Origin of the sequence: Streptomyces sp. NPDC006332, assembly GCF_040612855.1 — a bacterium.
In the GTDB taxonomy this organism is placed as follows: domain Bacteria; phylum Actinomycetota; class Actinomycetes; order Streptomycetales; family Streptomycetaceae; genus Streptomyces.
Genome location: NZ_JBEXRA010000007.1, coordinates 12,392 through 27,903, shown reverse-complemented (window position 1 = coordinate 27,903; position 15,512 = coordinate 12,392). Strand labels below are relative to the sequence as shown.

Genomic DNA, 15,512 nt, shown 5'->3' with positions numbered 1-15,512 from the left:
CCCTAGCCGCGGGCCCGCTCCATGCCCTGCGTCCCGCTGTCGCGCAGATACCTCGCCACCGCCACCGTCAACTGGTGTCCGGGGCCGAGCGCGCCGACCACACGGTCGTTGAGCCTGGTCAGCCGGTTGCGGGCGGTGGTGTGCTTGCCCAGGGCGTCCAGGGCCCTGGCGCGTCCGAAGAGGGCCGCGAAGAAGGCCGGGTGGGCCGAAGCGCTCAGTGCGGTCAGCTTGGCGGAGATCTGGGCGAAGGACTTCTCGGCCGCAGCGGCCTCCTTGTTCACCAGCAGCCGTTCCGCGTCCTCTAAGCCGGGCCAGAAGCGCTCGGCCAGACACCCGACGGCGGCACCGGCCCGCTTGCCGGACGAACCCGGAACACGCTCCGGGGCACGCTCATTGCCGGACGGAGTCGGGATGCCCCGCTTGCCGGGGGCCCGCACGGCTTCAGGTCTCCCGGGGCCTTTCGGCACGCCGGTGGCGATGTCCCGTTCCCGGTCCACCAGCCGCTGGGCGGAAGCGGCGGCCCGCGGACGCGCCGCAGGCGCGCCCCCGGAGGCGGCGGACGCGGGGCCAGGTGGTCCCGCGGAGGCGCCCGGCGACAGGGCACCGCCCAGCGCCCAGGTGGCGTGCCGGGCCAAGGCCGCGAGTGCGCCGCGCACCTCCTCGATCCCGGGCCGCCGTTCCGGGGCCCGCTCCAACATCCGGCCGACGAGTAAGGAGAGCGGGGCCGGAACATCCGGACGCCAGTACGTGACCGGCTCCGGGGGAGCGCCCAGCACCCGCATCACGGCGGCGGCCGGATCCGGGGCGGCGAACGGAGAGCCTCCGACGAGCAGGGCGTACAGCGTCACGCCGAAGGAGAAGATGTCGGAACGGGCGTCCCCCGGCCCGCCCGCGGCCTGCTCCGGTGACATGTAGCCGGGGGAGCCGAGCACACTGCCGCGGACCGTGTAGCCCGGTGCGTGCGGGGACACCTGGGTGACGAGGCCGAAGTCGCAGATCTTCACCCGCCGCTCCGAAGTCAGCAGCAGGTTCGTCGGCTTGATGTCCCGGTGCGCGATCTTCGAGGTGTGGGCGGCCTCCAGACCCTGCGCGATCTGCCCGGCATGGCGCACCACCTCGTCGACGGGCAGTGGCCCGCGGGACTCCAGCTCCGCCGCGAGGCTCCGGCCCACCAGGAACTCCATCACGATGTACGGCGTGCCCTCGTGCTCGCCGCGGTCGTGGATGGTCACCACGTACGGATGCTCCAGACGGGCCAGGGCCCGGGCCTCACGGTCGAACCGGCCGTACGCCATCGCCCGGTGGGTGACGCCCCCACCGGTGGTCACGGTCAGCGTCTTCACCGCGACCGTACGCTGAAGGTTCTCGTCCCAGGCCTCGTAGACGGTGCCCTGGCCACCGCTGCCGAGGCGTCGCACCAGTCGGTACCGGCCGGCCAGCAGGGTCTCGCTCATCGCCGCCCCCGCTTCCCACCGGATCCCCGGCCTCCACGACCCCGCCCTGGTTTACGCCCGGGGTTTCCGCCGCCCGCCCGGCCGCGTTCCGGACCCGGCGCGAGCATGGTCGGCTGGGCCGCCTCGCCGGCCACGGGCGTCGGCCGGGCGATTCCGGGACCCTCGCGCGGGTACTGAACGCCGTCCTCGTCGAAGACGTCGAACACGAAGTTCCGGCCGCTGAGTTCCAGCGAGACGCTGTCGTGCAGCACGACCGACTCGCTCCGACCCAGTCGCCGCGCCATTCCGGGCGGCAGCCGCACGTCCTCGCCCCGGGGCCCGCGGACGCGCGTCCCGTTCGCGCTGATGTCGCGGACCATCAGGGTGCGGCCGGACAGTTCCAGGACGACGTGGTTGCGGCTGATCCAGTGGAGCGCCGCCTCTCCCAGGTGGGCGGCGAGCGGCACCCCGCCGCCGGGCACGGTCGGGGCGCGGCCGACCGTCAGACTCTCGCCCTCCACCAGCAGGAAGCGGTGCCGTACCGCTCCCTCGCTGCGCACCTTCAGCTGGACCTGGTGCGGCCGGGCACCCATGTCCTGAAGCTCCACGCCGTGCGTCGGACAACGGACCGTGCCGCCGCGCCGGGTGGGACAGGGCTGGCCGCCGCTGCGGGCGGGACCGAACAGCGGGCAGCCGGGCTCGGGGCACAGCCAGCGCCGCAGCAGCAGATCCTGACGGGCCCCGCCGCGCCGCCGGTCGTACAGGCCCGCGGCGAGCAGCGCGCTCTCCTCCTCCTTGCGGGAGATCTGCCAGTCCTCCGGCTCCGGCATGATCCGGGGCCGCACCAGGACCGTGCCGTCCGGGCCCGCGACGGCCCGGAGGAAGTGGCGCCGGTCGCCCGGCAGCCAGGGGTGTTCGCGGTAGTAGTCGAGGAAGTTGTCGTCGGTGACCACCCGTAACCGGGCCGCGGAGGCGAGTTCGACCAGTCGGTCGTCGGCGACCGGCCGGACCTCCAGCAACCCGTCGGCGTACCAGCTCTCCAGCGTCCCGCGCTCGCTCGCCGTCAGTCGCTCGTCGGTCATCAGCGAACGGTCGGTGACGCAGTACACCTGTACGGCGTCGTCATGGTGGAAGAGGGCCAGGGCGTCCAACAGGCTCAGCAGCCGCCCGAGTTCGGCACCGCGCCGACCGCCCAGTGAGATGTTGCGCACGATGTTCGCGACGTCGATGGCGAAGTCAGCCGTCGACGCGTCCAGGGTCAGCCGCCGATCGGGTCGCATGGGCCCCGAAGCTAGCAGCAGGGAGGTTCCGGGACCGGACGTTCCACCGGGTACGCTCGGCGACAGGAGAAGAAATCCCGGTCGGCCAGGGGGCCGTCTCCGGTTGTTTTGACCCAGGCGCATGAGGTAGGTACGCTCAGACCTTGTGCCTGGGGTGTGCCCTGGCTCTCGTGCGTGCCTTCAAACCGCATAGCGAGCCGTCATTGGCCACCGTGATCTGTGCCCTTCTCGCCTGGCGGCGAGGGTCTGCCGGATTCGACACACCCGACCGCGTGGGTCGGCGACGTTCCAGGTTAGCTTCACCATTCGGCACACAGAAACCGGAGAAGTAGTGCCTACGATCCAGCAGCTGGTCCGCAAGGGCCGGCAGGACAAGGTCGAGAAGAACAAGACGCCCGCACTCGAGGGTTCCCCTCAGCGTCGCGGCGTCTGCACGCGTGTGTTCACGACCACCCCGAAGAAGCCGAACTCGGCCCTGCGTAAGGTCGCGCGTGTGCGTCTGACCAGCGGGATCGAGGTCACTGCTTACATTCCGGGTGAGGGACACAACCTGCAGGAGCACTCCATCGTGCTCGTGCGCGGCGGCCGTGTGAAGGACCTGCCCGGTGTTCGCTACAAGATCATCCGCGGTTCGCTCGACACCCAGGGTGTCAAGAACCGCAAGCAGGCCCGCAGCCGCTACGGCGCCAAGAAGGAGAAGTAGAAATGCCTCGTAAGGGCCCCGCCCCGAAGCGCCCGGTCATCATCGACCCGGTCTACGGTTCTCCTCTGGTGACCTCCCTGATCAACAAGGTGCTGCTGAACGGCAAGCGCTCCACCGCCGAGCGCATCGTGTACGGCGCCATGGAGGGCCTGCGCGAGAAGACCAGCAACGACCCGGTCATCACGCTGAAGCGCGCGCTGGAGAACATCAAGCCGACCCTCGAGGTCAAGTCCCGCCGTGTCGGTGGTGCGACGTACCAGGTTCCGATCGAGGTCAAGCCCGGTCGCGCCAACACGCTCGCGCTGCGCTGGCTGGTCGGTTACTCCCGTGCCCGTCGCGAGAAGACCATGACCGAGCGTCTCCTCAACGAGCTCCTCGACGCCTCCAACGGCCTTGGTGCCGCTGTGAAGAAGCGCGAGGACACCCACAAGATGGCCGAGTCCAACAAGGCCTTCGCGCACTACCGCTGGTAGTCGCAACCCACATCGAGACCGAGAGAAGACGAAAGCCTTATGGCTACCACTTCACTTGACCTGGCCAAGGTCCGCAACATCGGGATCATGGCCCACATCGACGCGGGCAAGACGACCACCACCGAGCGGATCCTCTTCTACACCGGCGTCAGCTACAAGATCGGTGAGGTCCACGACGGCGCCGCCACCATGGACTGGATGGAGCAGGAGCAGGAGCGTGGCATCACGATCACCTCTGCTGCCACCACCTGTCACTGGCCGCTCGAGGACAACGACTACACCATCAACATCATCGACACCCCCGGGCACGTCGACTTCACGGTCGAGGTGGAGCGTTCGCTCCGCGTGCTCGACGGTGCCGTCACGGTGTTCGACGGTGTCGCGGGTGTCGAGCCGCAGTCCGAGACGGTGTGGCGTCAGGCCGACCGTTACGGCGTGCCGCGCATCTGCTTCGTGAACAAGCTGGACCGTACCGGCGCCGAGTTCCACCGCTGCGTGGACATGATCTCGGACCGCCTGGGCGCCCAGCCGCTCGTCATGCAGCTCCCGATCGGCGCCGAGGCCGACTTCAAGGGCGTCGTGGACCTGGTCCGCATGAAGGCGCTCGTGTGGTCCGCCGAGGCCGCCAAGGGCGAGATGTACGACACCGTCGACATCCCGGCCTCGCACACCGAGGCTGCCGAGGAGTACCGCGGCAAGCTGATCGAGGGCGTTGCCGAGAACGACGAAGAGATCATGGAGCTGTACCTGGAGGGCGTCGAGCCCACCGAGGAGCAGCTGTACGCCGCGATCCGTCGCATCACCATCGCGTCCGGCAAGTCCAGCGACACCACGGTCACCCCGGTGTTCTGTGGCACCGCGTTCAAGAACAAGGGCGTCCAGCCCCTGCTCGACGCGGTCGTGCGCTACCTTCCGACTCCGCTCGACGTCGAGGCCATCGAGGGCCACGACGTCAAGGACCCGGAGCTGGTCGTCAAGCGCAAGCCGTCCGAGGACGAGCCGCTGTCCGCCCTCGCGTTCAAGATCATGAGCGACCCGCACCTGGGCAAGCTCACCTTCGTCCGGGTCTACTCGGGCCGCCTGGAGTCCGGCACCGCCGTGCTGAACTCCGTCAAGGGCAAGAAGGAGCGCATCGGCAAGATCTACCGCATGCACGCGAACAAGCGTGAGGAGATCGAGTCGGTGGGCGCCGGTGACATCGTCGCCGTCATGGGCCTGAAGCAGACCACCACCGGTGAGACGCTGGCCGACGACAAGAACCCGGTGATCCTGGAGTCCATGGACTTCCCGGCGCCGGTCATCGAGGTCGCCATCGAGCCCAAGTCCAAGGGTGACCAGGAGAAGCTGGGTGTCGCCATCCAGCGTCTCGCGGAGGAGGACCCCTCCTTCCAGGTGCACACCAACGAGGAGACCGGCCAGACCGTCATCGGCGGTATGGGCGAGCTTCACCTCGAGGTGCTCGTCGACCGCATGAAGCGTGAGTTCAAGGTCGAGGCAAACGTCGGCAAGCCGCAGGTCGCTTACCGCGAGACGATCCGCAAGGCCGTCGAGCGCGTGGACTACACCCACAAGAAGCAGACCGGTGGTACCGGCCAGTTCGCCAAGGTGCAGATCGCGATCGAGCCCATCACCGAGGCCGACGGCCCGGCGTACGAGTTCGTGAACAAGGTCACCGGTGGACGTATCCCGAGGGAGTACATCCCCTCGGTCGACGCCGGTGCCCAGGAGGCCATGCAGTTCGGCATCCTCGCCGGCTACGAGATGACCGGTGTCCGCGTGACGCTGATCGACGGTGGCTACCACGAGGTCGACTCCTCCGAACTCGCGTTCAAGATCGCCGGTTCGCAGGCCTTCAAGGAGGCCGCGCGCAAGGCGAGCCCCGTGCTCCTGGAGCCGATGATGGCCGTCGAGGTCACCACGCCCGAGGACTACATGGGTGAGGTCATCGGCGACATCAACTCCCGCCGTGGTCAGATCCAGGCCATGGAGGAGCGGGCCGGTGCCCGCGTCGTGAAGGGCCTCGTGCCCCTCTCGGAGATGTTCGGCTACGTCGGAGACCTCCGCAGCAAGACGTCGGGTCGCGCGAGCTACTCGATGCAGTTCGACTCCTACGCCGAGGTTCCCCGGAACGTCGCCGAGGAGATCATCGCGAAGGCCAAGGGCGAGTAACGCAAGCCGTTCACACGCTTTAGGCTTGACTCCGGAGCCTCAGGGGCATTCCGCCACAATCATGGTGCGAATGCCCCCAGGCCCGGGCATTCCAGCAAAGATCACCTGGCGCCGATGAAGTAAGGCGTACCAGAACCACTCCCAGGAGGACCCCAGTGGCGAAGGCGAAGTTCGAGCGGACTAAGCCGCACGTCAACATCGGCACCATCGGTCACATCGACCACGGTAAGACGACCCTCACGGCCGCCATTACCAAGGTGCTGCACGACGCGTACCCGGACCTGAACGAGGCCTCGGCCTTCGACCAGATCGACAAGGCTCCTGAGGAGCGCCAGCGCGGTATCACGATCTCCATCGCGCACGTCGAGTACCAGACGGAGACGCGTCACTACGCCCACGTCGACTGCCCCGGTCACGCGGACTACATCAAGAACATGATCACGGGTGCGGCGCAGATGGACGGCGCCATCCTCGTGGTCGCCGCCACCGACGGCCCGATGCCGCAGACCAAGGAGCACGTGCTCCTGGCCCGCCAGGTCGGCGTTCCGTACATCGTCGTCGCCCTGAACAAGGCCGACATGGTGGACGACGAGGAGATCCTGGAGCTCGTCGAGCTCGAGGTCCGTGAGCTCCTCTCCGAGTACGAGTTCCCGGGCGACGACCTGCCGGTCGTCAAGGTCTCGGCGCTCAAGGCGCTCGAGGGCGACAAGGAGTGGGGCAACTCCGTCCTCGAGCTGATGAAGGCCGTCGACGAGTCGATCCCGGAGCCGGAGCGCGACGTCGACAAGCCGTTCCTCATGCCGATCGAGGACGTCTTCACGATCACCGGTCGCGGTACGGTCGTCACCGGCCGTATCGAGCGTGGTGTCCTGAAGGTCAACGAGACCGTCGACATCATCGGCATCAAGACCGAGAAGACCACCACCACGGTCACCGGTATCGAGATGTTCCGCAAGCTGCTCGACGAGGGCCAGGCCGGTGAGAACGTCGGTCTGCTCCTCCGTGGCATCAAGCGCGAGGACGTCGAGCGCGGCCAGGTCATCATCAAGCCGGGCTCGGTCACCCCGCACACCGAGTTCGAGGCGCAGGCCTACATCCTGTCCAAGGACGAGGGTGGCCGCCACACGCCGTTCTTCAACAACTACCGTCCGCAGTTCTACTTCCGTACGACGGACGTGACCGGCGTCGTGACCCTCCCCGAGGGCACCGAGATGGTCATGCCGGGTGACAACACCGAGATGAAGGTGGAGCTCATCCAGCCCGTCGCCATGGAAGAGGGCCTGAAGTTCGCCATCCGTGAGGGTGGCCGGACGGTCGGCGCCGGCCAGGTCACCAAGATCAACAAGTAAGCTTGTTGGCTTGACCTGGTAGCTCCAGCGCGAGCTCCTGAGGGGCCCGTACGACTTCGGTCGTGCGGGCCCTTTCGCGTGTCCGCGCCCGCGTGTCGGCGTGCGCTTGTCGCGTCGCCCCCGCGGGCGTCAGGTGAAGTGTCGGAGAACTCTCGGCGGCGGCGCGGCGAGAGTTGCGGCAACTCCCCGGCACCCCCGCGTGGAATGTTCTTGTCTGTTCGCTGTGGGGCGTTTGGGGCGGCCGTAGCGTGAGCTGTCCGGTGACCGCCCCGGCCCGGAACTCCCCTTGCGAGAACGGACGGACAGGTGTCGATGCACGGCGCGGACAGCAGGACGTCGATACCGCGACGGGTTGTCGGCGGCCTGCAGCAGCCACTTCCTCCGCTCGCCCTGACCGGACAGCAACGGCAACAGCCCCCGCAGTCCACCCGGACCGGCCGCCACGCCGTGGTACGGGACCGTGTGGGCCGCCGGTTGTACGCCATCGACGGCATCCGGCTGCTGGCCGCCCTGATGGTCGCCATGCACCACTACGCCGGCACCAACCGCCTCAACCAGCCGGGCAACGCGATCTGGGACCGCCCGGTGTCCGACGTCATGCCCACCGTGTTCAGATTCGCCTCCTACGGCTGGATCGGCGTCGAGATCTTCTTCGTGATCAGCGGCTTCGTGATCTGCATGTCCTGCTGGGGGCGTACGCCGAGACAGTTCTTCGTCTCCCGTGTGATGCGGCTCTACCCGGCGTACTGGTTCGCCGTCCTCTTCACGACGGCCGTCCTGGTGGCGGTCCCGGGCGTGTGGGAACGCCTGCGCCCACGCGAGGTCCTGCTCAACCTCACGATGCTGCAGTCCGGTTCGGGCGTGGCCAACGTCGACGGCGTGTACTGGACGCTCTGGTCCGAGCTGCGCTTCTACCTGCTGTTCCTGCTCGTGGTCGCGACCGGGCTGACGTACCGCAAGGTCGTGGTCTTCTGCTGCGTGTGGGGCGCGGCAGCGATGCTCGCGCCGGTCTCCGAGTTCCCCCTGCTGGAGCTGGTCGCCAACCCGGAGGGCGCCTGGTACTTCATCGCGGGCCTCGCCCTGTACCTCATGCACCGCTTCGGCCAGGACCTGCTGCTGTGGGGCATCCTCGCGATGGCCTGGCTGATGGGCCAACTGGAGCTGGGGCAGCGGATCGACGAGGTCGAGCACGTCTCCGGCTGGCGGGGGAGCGTAGTGATCTTCACGGTCTTCCTGCTGGCCATGGTGGCCATCGCCCTGGGCGCGACCGACCGCGTCCGCTGGAAGTGGCTGGTGACGGCGGGCGCGCTGACCTATCCGCTGTACCTGACGCACTACGCGGCGGGCACGACGATGATCAACCGCCTCCGCGACACGATGGACCCGCGTCTCCTGGTCGTCGTGGTGCTGGCCGGGTTCATGCTGCTGAGCTGGCTGGTGCACCGGTTCGTGGAGCGGCCGCTGGCGCAGCTGCTCAAACAGGGGCTGGCCACGTCGTTCGCGCGGCTGCGGAACGCGCAGGCCGGCTGACCATGGCACGAAGGGGCCGTACGACTTCTGGTCGTACGGCCCCTTCGTCGCCGTTGCCGTTGCCGTCTCCGTACCCGGCGCCGGTCGCGTCGGGCTACGGCGTCACCACCTTGCCGCCGAGGGTCACGTTGAGGCGGCCGTCCGAGGCGAAGGACCAGCCCAGGGCGCCGGAGTACGAGGAGCACCGGGAGCCGTTGGTGCCGGTCCAGAACTGGTTGGAACTGTCGGCGCTGCCGACCGTCTTGTCGTTCGAGCCGCTGACGCTGAACCGGCACGAGGTGTTGTTCCGGTACACATGGGTGCCGGCGTCGAACGAGAAGTTGCGCTGGGCGTTGTCGATGCTCGCGTTGTTCGAGATCGCCATCTTGCCCGGGTTGCTGTTGTACGTGAACCCGTGCTTGCCGTTGCGGTAGGCGATGCTGTGCTGCACCACGTGGTTGACGGCGATATCGTCGCCGCCGAGCTTGTACCCGTTGCGGTCGCCGTTGGAGTTCACGGTGCCGTTGCTCAGGGTGCCGTTGGTGTAGGCGAGGGAGTACTCGATGGTGACCGGGCCGATGGCGCCCGTGTCGGTCTTGGTGTAGAGGTCCCAGCCGTCGTCGATGTTGTTGTGGGAGACGTCGTAACGGAAGACGTTCCCGGTACCGGTGGTGAGCTTCGCGGCGAAGCCGTCGGCGTCCTCGCCGTCGGAGTCGGCGTTGTCGTGCGACTCCGAGCTCACGATCAGGTTGTTCGACGGCCACTGGGAGCTCGGGGTGCTGGAGGAGATGCGCCCCAGCTGCAGTCCGGTGTCGCGGTTGTACCTCGTCACCGTGCGCTCGACGACGTTGTTGCTGCCGCCGACGTAGATCCCGTTGTCCCCGGCACGCTCGACGGTGAGGCCGTAGAGGCGCCAGTAGTTGGCGTTCAGCTGGAGCCCGCGGTTCGACGAACTCTCGCTCTGCGCCGAGAAGTTGAGCACCGGTTTCTCGCCGGAGTACGCGGTCAGCGTGGTGCGGGCGCCGGCGGTGCCGTTGCTGCCCGCCGGGATCGTGATCGTCGACGAGTAGTTGTACGTCCCGCCGCGCAGGTAGATGGTGCCGCCGGGGGCGATGCGGCTGATCGCCGTGGCGAGCGTGGTGGGCGCGGACTGCGTGCCGGCCGCACTGTCGGTGCCGCTCGGCGAGACGTACTGGGTGGCGCTGGCGGCCTGAGCCGGGGTGCCGGACAGCGCGACGAGCGCGCCGGCCAGCAGGCTGACACATGCGATGACGGGTCTCACTTGCATGGTGGTGCCTCCGGGTTCGTCCGTGACCTGGGGTGCCGTGCAAGAGAAAGCGCTTTCTCGGTGTTCTCAGGTGGGAACGTATGGCGCTTGCCGTGGACGCGTCAATACGTGGGTACGTGATCCTTGTTCATACCTGCGAACGCGGGATGGCTGGCGCGGACCTCCTGAACTCGCCGTTGAGTCCCGAGGTGCGCGTTGTGGGGCCGACCGGAGCGGGGCCTGAGTATCGCCGTCGCGTGGGATCCTCTGGGGCGGCGGGGCGCCGTTGGAACGGCTCGTCTGCCGCCAGTGGTTCCGCTGCTTTGCGCCCACCAGCGGCCGCAGGCCGGCTACGTGCGCTCCCAGGTCTGGAGCACCGCCATGGCGTAGGCGACCCGGGGATCCAGACGCCCGGTGTCGAGGTGGTACGTCTTGGGGAAGCCCCGACGATCCAGGGCCTTGCCCGCCCCACGGGTGCGCCAGCGGGTGCGGGACGGACTGTCGAAACTGCTGTCGCTGGTCGTGCCGTCGAACAGGGAGTACAGGAAGAGGGCGAAGGAGAAGGAAAGCCAGAGGGGGGAGGTCACGACGTAGCAGAGCCAGGAGTACCAGGTGCCCACCTTCCCCGTGCACACCCACGCCGGGTTGTCGAGCCGCGCCGACCAGCGGATACGGCGCGGCCAAGGCAGCAGCCGGCCAGGGCGGCGGGTGATCTGGGCCAGCAGAGTTCCGTCGGGTGCGTGGACGTCGTACCCGCCGGGATCGCCCTGGGCCGACGGACGGACCGAGGACACGGAGCCGTGGTCCGGGCCGGTCAGGATCCAAAACGGTACGGGGGAGTGGCGGCTCCACTGTCGGGTGTCGCGGGCGACGAAGATCTGGGCCAGCGGCGGCTGCCCCTGCTGGGCGCCCGGTACCCGGACGGTCGTCGCCATTTCGGCGTCCGGCGGGAGGTGAGGCAGAAAGGGGGGAGACATCGGCAGGGGGTTGTTCACGATCACCGTGAACGGGTACCGGGCCGATGTGGTCGGGGCGGCGGACGGGTGCGGAGAGCTGCTCACGGTGTTGTCCAAGTCGTCCAGGTCATCTGACGCGTCCAGGCCCTACGGGCCGTACGAGGCCTTCAGGTCGTACAAGTCGTTGCGGGGGTTCGGGCGTCATCTGCGTGATCAGCCGAATGGGTTGACATCAGCCACGCGGCCGATGAACCTGCTCGCCGATTCGCGTGCGTGATCCACCTTTTCGTGGATCTTCTCGGATCCGTACTGGATGTCCTCGGTGCTGAGCCGCACCCCTTCCTTGGCGAGATCCTTCGCGCCCATGACCCCCTCGTAGCCGCGTGCCGTCCAGGACCGGGGGTCGATGTAGTGGTCCACCGTCCTGCCTGCGTTGTCGATGACGGGCTTGACGGAGTCCGCGAGTGCGGGAATACGGCTCAGCGGTGTGTTCTCGATCAGCCCGGGCATCGCCTTCTGGAAGAGCACGTCCGTGATTCCCGCGCCCGCGCGGTAGAGGTTTCGATCGCCGAATTCCTTGGCCACCGCGACCGCGAGACGGTCCGTCAGCTTGTTCGCGGTGACATGGATCGCATCCGCTTTGCGGCCGAGGGCGCTCGCGTTACGCGTCGTCCACTGCGCGGCTTCGCTGCCCAGCCGCGCCGTTCCGCCGACGTGCTGGATGATGTCTTCCGCCCGCTTCCAGGAGTCGGCTGCCTTGGCACCGAAATCCAGAACCTCCATCGGGATCTTGACGCCTTTGAGGGCGCCGACGCCGACCTTACCCATCCGCGCCATATCGGCGAACGGCACGAAGCCGGCGAGGTCCAGGCTGATGTCCAGCGCGTTGCCCTTCTTGGCGCCGGCCTTCCAGCCGACCGTGTGGAAGGTGAGGGCGCCGGCGTTGAGTGCCATGCCGATGGCCTCGAAGACGAGGGCGCCGATGATGGTCTCGGAGGTGATGAGGGCGAGGACGTCGCAGACGGCGCTGGCGTAGCCGAGCCAGTCGCCGATCTTGTAGATCGTGTCCGCGTGTTCCTGGATCCACTTCCAGAGGTCGCCCGCGAGGTCCTTGATCCGGTCGCCGAGGCCCTTGAGGGCGTCGGCGAGCTTGTCGAGCAGGGACTCGTCCGGCGCGACCTCGGCAGCCCTGCGTATCGCCCCGGCGGCGCGGCGTGCCGCCTCCTCGTGGTCGTTCAGCAGGGCCCGCGCCTTCTTGATGACGTCGTCCAACTCGGCGCCCGCCTCGTTCACGCGCTTCGTCGCGTAGTCCAGGCGCTGCTGGGCCTTCTGCAGTTCCGCCCCTGTGTCGAAGGTCCTGCCCGCGAGTTGCAGGTCCGGGGCGTTTCGCGCATCTTGCAGCGTCCGGCGAGCGGCCGCGGCTTCCTGTTCGTAGCGGCGGGCCAGCGTCTGGTGGTCCGTCAGCCGTGACTCCCAGGAGTGCAGGGCGTGCGCGGCGTCGGCCAGCGAGCTGTGGCCTTCCGCCAGGTACTTCGGCAGCGCGCCGGTCTGCTGGGCAAAGGCGGATGCCGCCTCACCCACCCAGGCTCCCTCCGCCCTGCCCAGCCTGCTCAGCGTGCCGTGCGCGTCGTGGAGCTGTCTGCCCACGCCAGTGAGCGTGGTGACCAGCCGGCGCACCGACTCCGGTACACCGGGAGCCGGGTCGAAGCCGAGGGCTTCGTACGTCTGTGTGGTCATGAGACGGTCTCTCCTCGACGCGATCAGTAGGAGCCGAAGGGGGAGGACGGGGCGGCTTCGCCGACGGCTCCGGGGTTCTCGGCCTCGGTGTCACCGAAGGTGAGGGTGTCGGCGATGTCCGAGAGGACCGCCTGGTAATGGAAAAGGTCCTGGGCGTCGGCCGTGCTCAGGCAGAGCAGCAGCAGGCGGTCCTCGCCGGAAACCGGCAGCCAGACCTCGATCCGGACGAAGAACCTCTCCTGATCACCTTCCGGCGTCTCCCACACGGCACGGGCCCCTGCGACATGGACGACCGCGGGGCCGGCGGGCAGCTGGATCAGCTGGGCCTCGCCACCCTGGCCCGCCTTGTCCAGCGTCTCCGCGATGCCCGCAGCCGTGAGATGCGGGTCGGGGTTGTCCAGGTCGCGCACACCGAGGGTGAGCGCGGCGCGGCTGACGCGTTCGGGAGGCCGGGAGCCGTCCGCGCTACCGCCGACGGGGAAAATGCCGAGCGCGTTGTAGACGGTTCCGCCCTCGACGAGGTTCTGGGCGTTTGCCGTGTACATGGCCCTGGTCAGCTCCCGCAGGGGTTCGAGGGCCTCGCGTTCGCCCCAGTAGTCCCGGGCGAACTGCCGCATCTGGTCCTCGAAGGCGTCCTCGTCCTCGCCGACGCCCAGCGGGATCGCGTGGAACTCAGGCTGCACCTGGAAGTGAAACGCGAGAGGCGCAGCGTCGGCGGCTGTGGCCTCCTCGGGTACGAAGGTCACAGGTCGGCCGGGTCAGGGGACTTCACGGACTGCGCGGCTGCGGCCACCTGGTCCTCCAGGTGCTGGTAGAGCCGGCCCGACTGTGCGGCCTTCTCGGTGACGCCGCCCGTGGCATCGGCGATCAGCTTGATGCCGTGACCCCACTTGTCCTGGAAGTCGTCGCAGGCCTCCTCCAGCTCGTCGGAGCCGGAGCCCTTGGGGCCGATGTCCTTCAGCTGCCTCATCGCGGACCGCATGCCGTCCGCGCACTCGCTGAGATCCGTGACGAGTCGAGAAAGTGCCTCGAACTCGACCTTGCAGTGCCCAGCCATTCGGTCGTGCTCCCCCGTGAAGTGTGCCGACCAGGGATTTTGGCACGGGGATACGGTGCGAGAGGGGGGCGGCGCTGCCTGTCCGCGAGGACGGCACAGAAGTCCCACAAGTGCACCACGGCGCAGCTGCGCACCTGGTGAGACCCCATAGGACCCTGTCGGGGCCCCGCAGGGTTTGACCTGCGTCACTCCCGGGGTAAGGTCTCCGGCCCGATTGGCCAGCCCCCTGCCCCATATGGCAGACTGTCGGAGTTGCTCGGTCGAGCGTTGATGCTGCGCGCCTCCCGCCGGGAGGACCGAAAGCGAGTCCCACAGTACTCGTCGTTCCAACTGCCAGGTGGCAGCGCTGGGGCGGACGTACGGGAATCTTTCGGGAAGTGTCAGTGCGGCGCCGTCCAGGCACCCGGTGGGTCACGCGTCAGCACGTCGGCGCCGTGCCCCCGGCCTGCGGTTCCGGAAGGGCCGTGTTTTCCCGGACGGGATGTTCCAGAGATGGGACATCTGTGTCAGTGAGAGCGCGACACACCCGACCGCGTGGGTCGGCGAAGGAGTGTTCGGAACACCGGGTTCCAGAGCGTTAAGAGAGAACAGGACTACTAGTAGCCATGGCGGGACAGAAGATCCGCATCCGGCTCAAGGCCTACGACCACGAGGTCATCGACAGCTCGGCGAAGAAGATCGTCGAGACGGTGACGCGTACTGGTGCGTCGGTCGCGGGCCCGGTGCCGCTGCCCACTGAGAAGAACGTGTACTGCGTCATCAAGTCGCCGCACAAGTACAAGGACTCGCGCGAGCACTTCGAGATGCGCACGCACAAGCGCCTGATCGACATCCTCGACCCGACCCCCAAGACCGTTGACTCTCTGATGCGACTCGACCTCCCGGCCGGTGTCGACATCGAGATCAAGCTCTGAGGCCGGTGATCTGAACGATGGCTAAGCAGATCAAGGGCATCCTGGGCGAGAAGCTCGGCATGACGCAGGTGTGGGACGCGAACAACCGTGTCGTCCCGGTCACCGTCGTCAAGGCCGGCCCGAACGTCGTGACCCAGGTCCGTACGAATGACAGTGACGGCTACGAGTCGGTCCAGATCGCCTTCGGCGAGATCGACCCGCGCAAGGTGAACAAGCCCCTCAAGGGTCACTTCGCCAAGGCCGACGTCACCCCCCGTCGCCACCTCGTCGAGATCCGCACCGCGGACGCCTCCGAGTACACGCTGGGCCAGGAGATCACCGCTGAGGTGTTCGAGGCCGGCGTGAAGGTCGACGTGACCGGCAAGAGCAAGGGCAAGGGCTTCGCCGGTGTCATGAAGCGTCACAACTTCAAGGGCCTCGGCGCCGGACACGGCACCCAGCGCAAGCACCGCTCGCCCGGTTCCATCGGTGGCTGCGCCACCCCCGGCCGCGTGTTCAAGGGCCTCCGCATGGCGGGTCGTATGGGCAACGAGCGGGTCACCACCCAGAACCTGACCGTCCACGCCGTTGACGCGGAGAAGGGTCTGCTGCTCATCAAGGGCGCGGTTCCCGGTCCGAACGGCGGCCTCGTCCTGGTCCGCACCGCGGCCAAGGGGGCCTGAGGT

The 15,512-nt window shown here is 68.0% G+C and carries 13 protein-coding genes and 1 pseudogene; 7 read left to right on the top strand and 7 right to left on the bottom strand.

Translation table 11 applies throughout. The annotated features are described in order from the left end of the window. Positions 1–2 precede the first annotated feature (2 nt). Together ABZ027_RS08760 and ABZ027_RS08755 are read right to left on the bottom strand one after the other, a co-directional pair. Positions 3–1,454, bottom strand: a complete 1,452-nt coding sequence (locus ABZ027_RS08760; RefSeq protein WP_356765822.1) for a serine/threonine-protein kinase — start codon at positions 1,452–1,454, stop codon at positions 3–5. Next, entirely contained in the window at positions 1,451–2,713 is a 1,263-nt protein-coding gene (locus ABZ027_RS08755) for a hypothetical protein (RefSeq protein ID WP_356765820.1), read from the bottom strand. The genes ABZ027_RS08760 and ABZ027_RS08755 overlap by 4 nt, the downstream gene beginning before the upstream one ends. Before the next feature lie 331 nt (positions 2,714–3,044). On the opposite strand from ABZ027_RS08755, the gene rpsL reads away from it, so the two are divergent. The 5 genes from rpsL to ABZ027_RS08730 all read left to right on the top strand — a co-directional run bounded on the left by rpsL (position 3,045) and on the right by ABZ027_RS08730 (position 8,937). After that, positions 3,045–3,416 (top strand): 30S ribosomal protein S12, encoded by a 372-nt coding sequence (rpsL, locus tag ABZ027_RS08750; protein WP_003948652.1) that lies wholly within the window; start codon positions 3,045–3,047, stop codon positions 3,414–3,416. A gap of 2 nt (positions 3,417–3,418) precedes the next feature. Continuing rightward, positions 3,419–3,889 (top strand): 30S ribosomal protein S7, encoded by a 471-nt coding sequence (gene rpsG, locus ABZ027_RS08745; protein WP_005481264.1) that lies wholly within the window; start codon positions 3,419–3,421, stop codon positions 3,887–3,889. Between the two features lie 39 nt (positions 3,890–3,928). Further along, positions 3,929–6,058: an elongation factor G gene (fusA, locus tag ABZ027_RS08740; protein ID WP_356765818.1), complete on the top strand. Its 2,130-nt coding sequence runs from the start codon at positions 3,929–3,931 to the stop codon at positions 6,056–6,058. Between the two features lie 155 nt (positions 6,059–6,213). Beyond that, on the top strand, positions 6,214–7,407 hold the full coding sequence (gene tuf, locus ABZ027_RS08735; protein ID WP_356765816.1) for an elongation factor Tu: 1,194 nt from the start codon (positions 6,214–6,216) through the stop codon (positions 7,405–7,407). A 306-nt stretch (positions 7,408–7,713) separates the two neighbouring features. After that, positions 7,714–8,937: an acyltransferase gene (locus tag ABZ027_RS08730; protein ID WP_356765814.1), complete on the top strand. Its 1,224-nt coding sequence runs from the start codon at positions 7,714–7,716 to the stop codon at positions 8,935–8,937. A gap of 94 nt (positions 8,938–9,031) precedes the next feature. Here ABZ027_RS08730 and ABZ027_RS08725 read toward each other — a convergent pair. The 5 genes and pseudogenes from ABZ027_RS08725 to ABZ027_RS08705 all read right to left on the bottom strand — a co-directional run. Continuing rightward, positions 9,032–10,117 (bottom strand): annotated as a pseudogene (locus tag ABZ027_RS08725) (right-handed parallel beta-helix repeat-containing protein); the annotation flags it as partial. A 416-nt stretch (positions 10,118–10,533) separates the two neighbouring features. Then, on the bottom strand, positions 10,534–11,244 hold the full coding sequence (locus ABZ027_RS08720; RefSeq protein ID WP_356765812.1) for a hypothetical protein: 711 nt from the start codon (positions 11,242–11,244) through the stop codon (positions 10,534–10,536). A 108-nt stretch (positions 11,245–11,352) separates the two neighbouring features. Next, positions 11,353–12,876, bottom strand: a complete 1,524-nt coding sequence (locus tag ABZ027_RS08715) for a putative T7SS-secreted protein (protein ID WP_356765810.1) — start codon at positions 12,874–12,876, stop codon at positions 11,353–11,355. 23 nt (positions 12,877–12,899) lie between these two features. Continuing rightward, entirely contained in the window at positions 12,900–13,559 is a 660-nt protein-coding gene (locus ABZ027_RS08710; protein WP_356765808.1) for a hypothetical protein, read from the bottom strand. A 59-nt stretch (positions 13,560–13,618) separates the two neighbouring features. Then, positions 13,619–13,933: a hypothetical protein gene (locus ABZ027_RS08705; RefSeq protein ID WP_356765806.1), complete on the bottom strand. Its 315-nt coding sequence runs from the start codon at positions 13,931–13,933 to the stop codon at positions 13,619–13,621. A 605-nt stretch (positions 13,934–14,538) separates the two neighbouring features. Here ABZ027_RS08705 and rpsJ point away from each other — a divergent pair. Next, a complete protein-coding gene (gene rpsJ, locus ABZ027_RS08700; RefSeq protein WP_003948644.1) occupies positions 14,539–14,847 on the top strand; it encodes a 30S ribosomal protein S10 in 309 nt (102 codons plus the stop codon). Between the two features lie 17 nt (positions 14,848–14,864). Continuing rightward, complete coding sequence (gene rplC, locus ABZ027_RS08695) at positions 14,865–15,509, top strand: 50S ribosomal protein L3 (RefSeq protein WP_232031828.1); 645 nt, start codon at positions 14,865–14,867, stop codon at positions 15,507–15,509. The last annotated feature ends 3 nt before the right edge of the window (positions 15,510–15,512 follow it).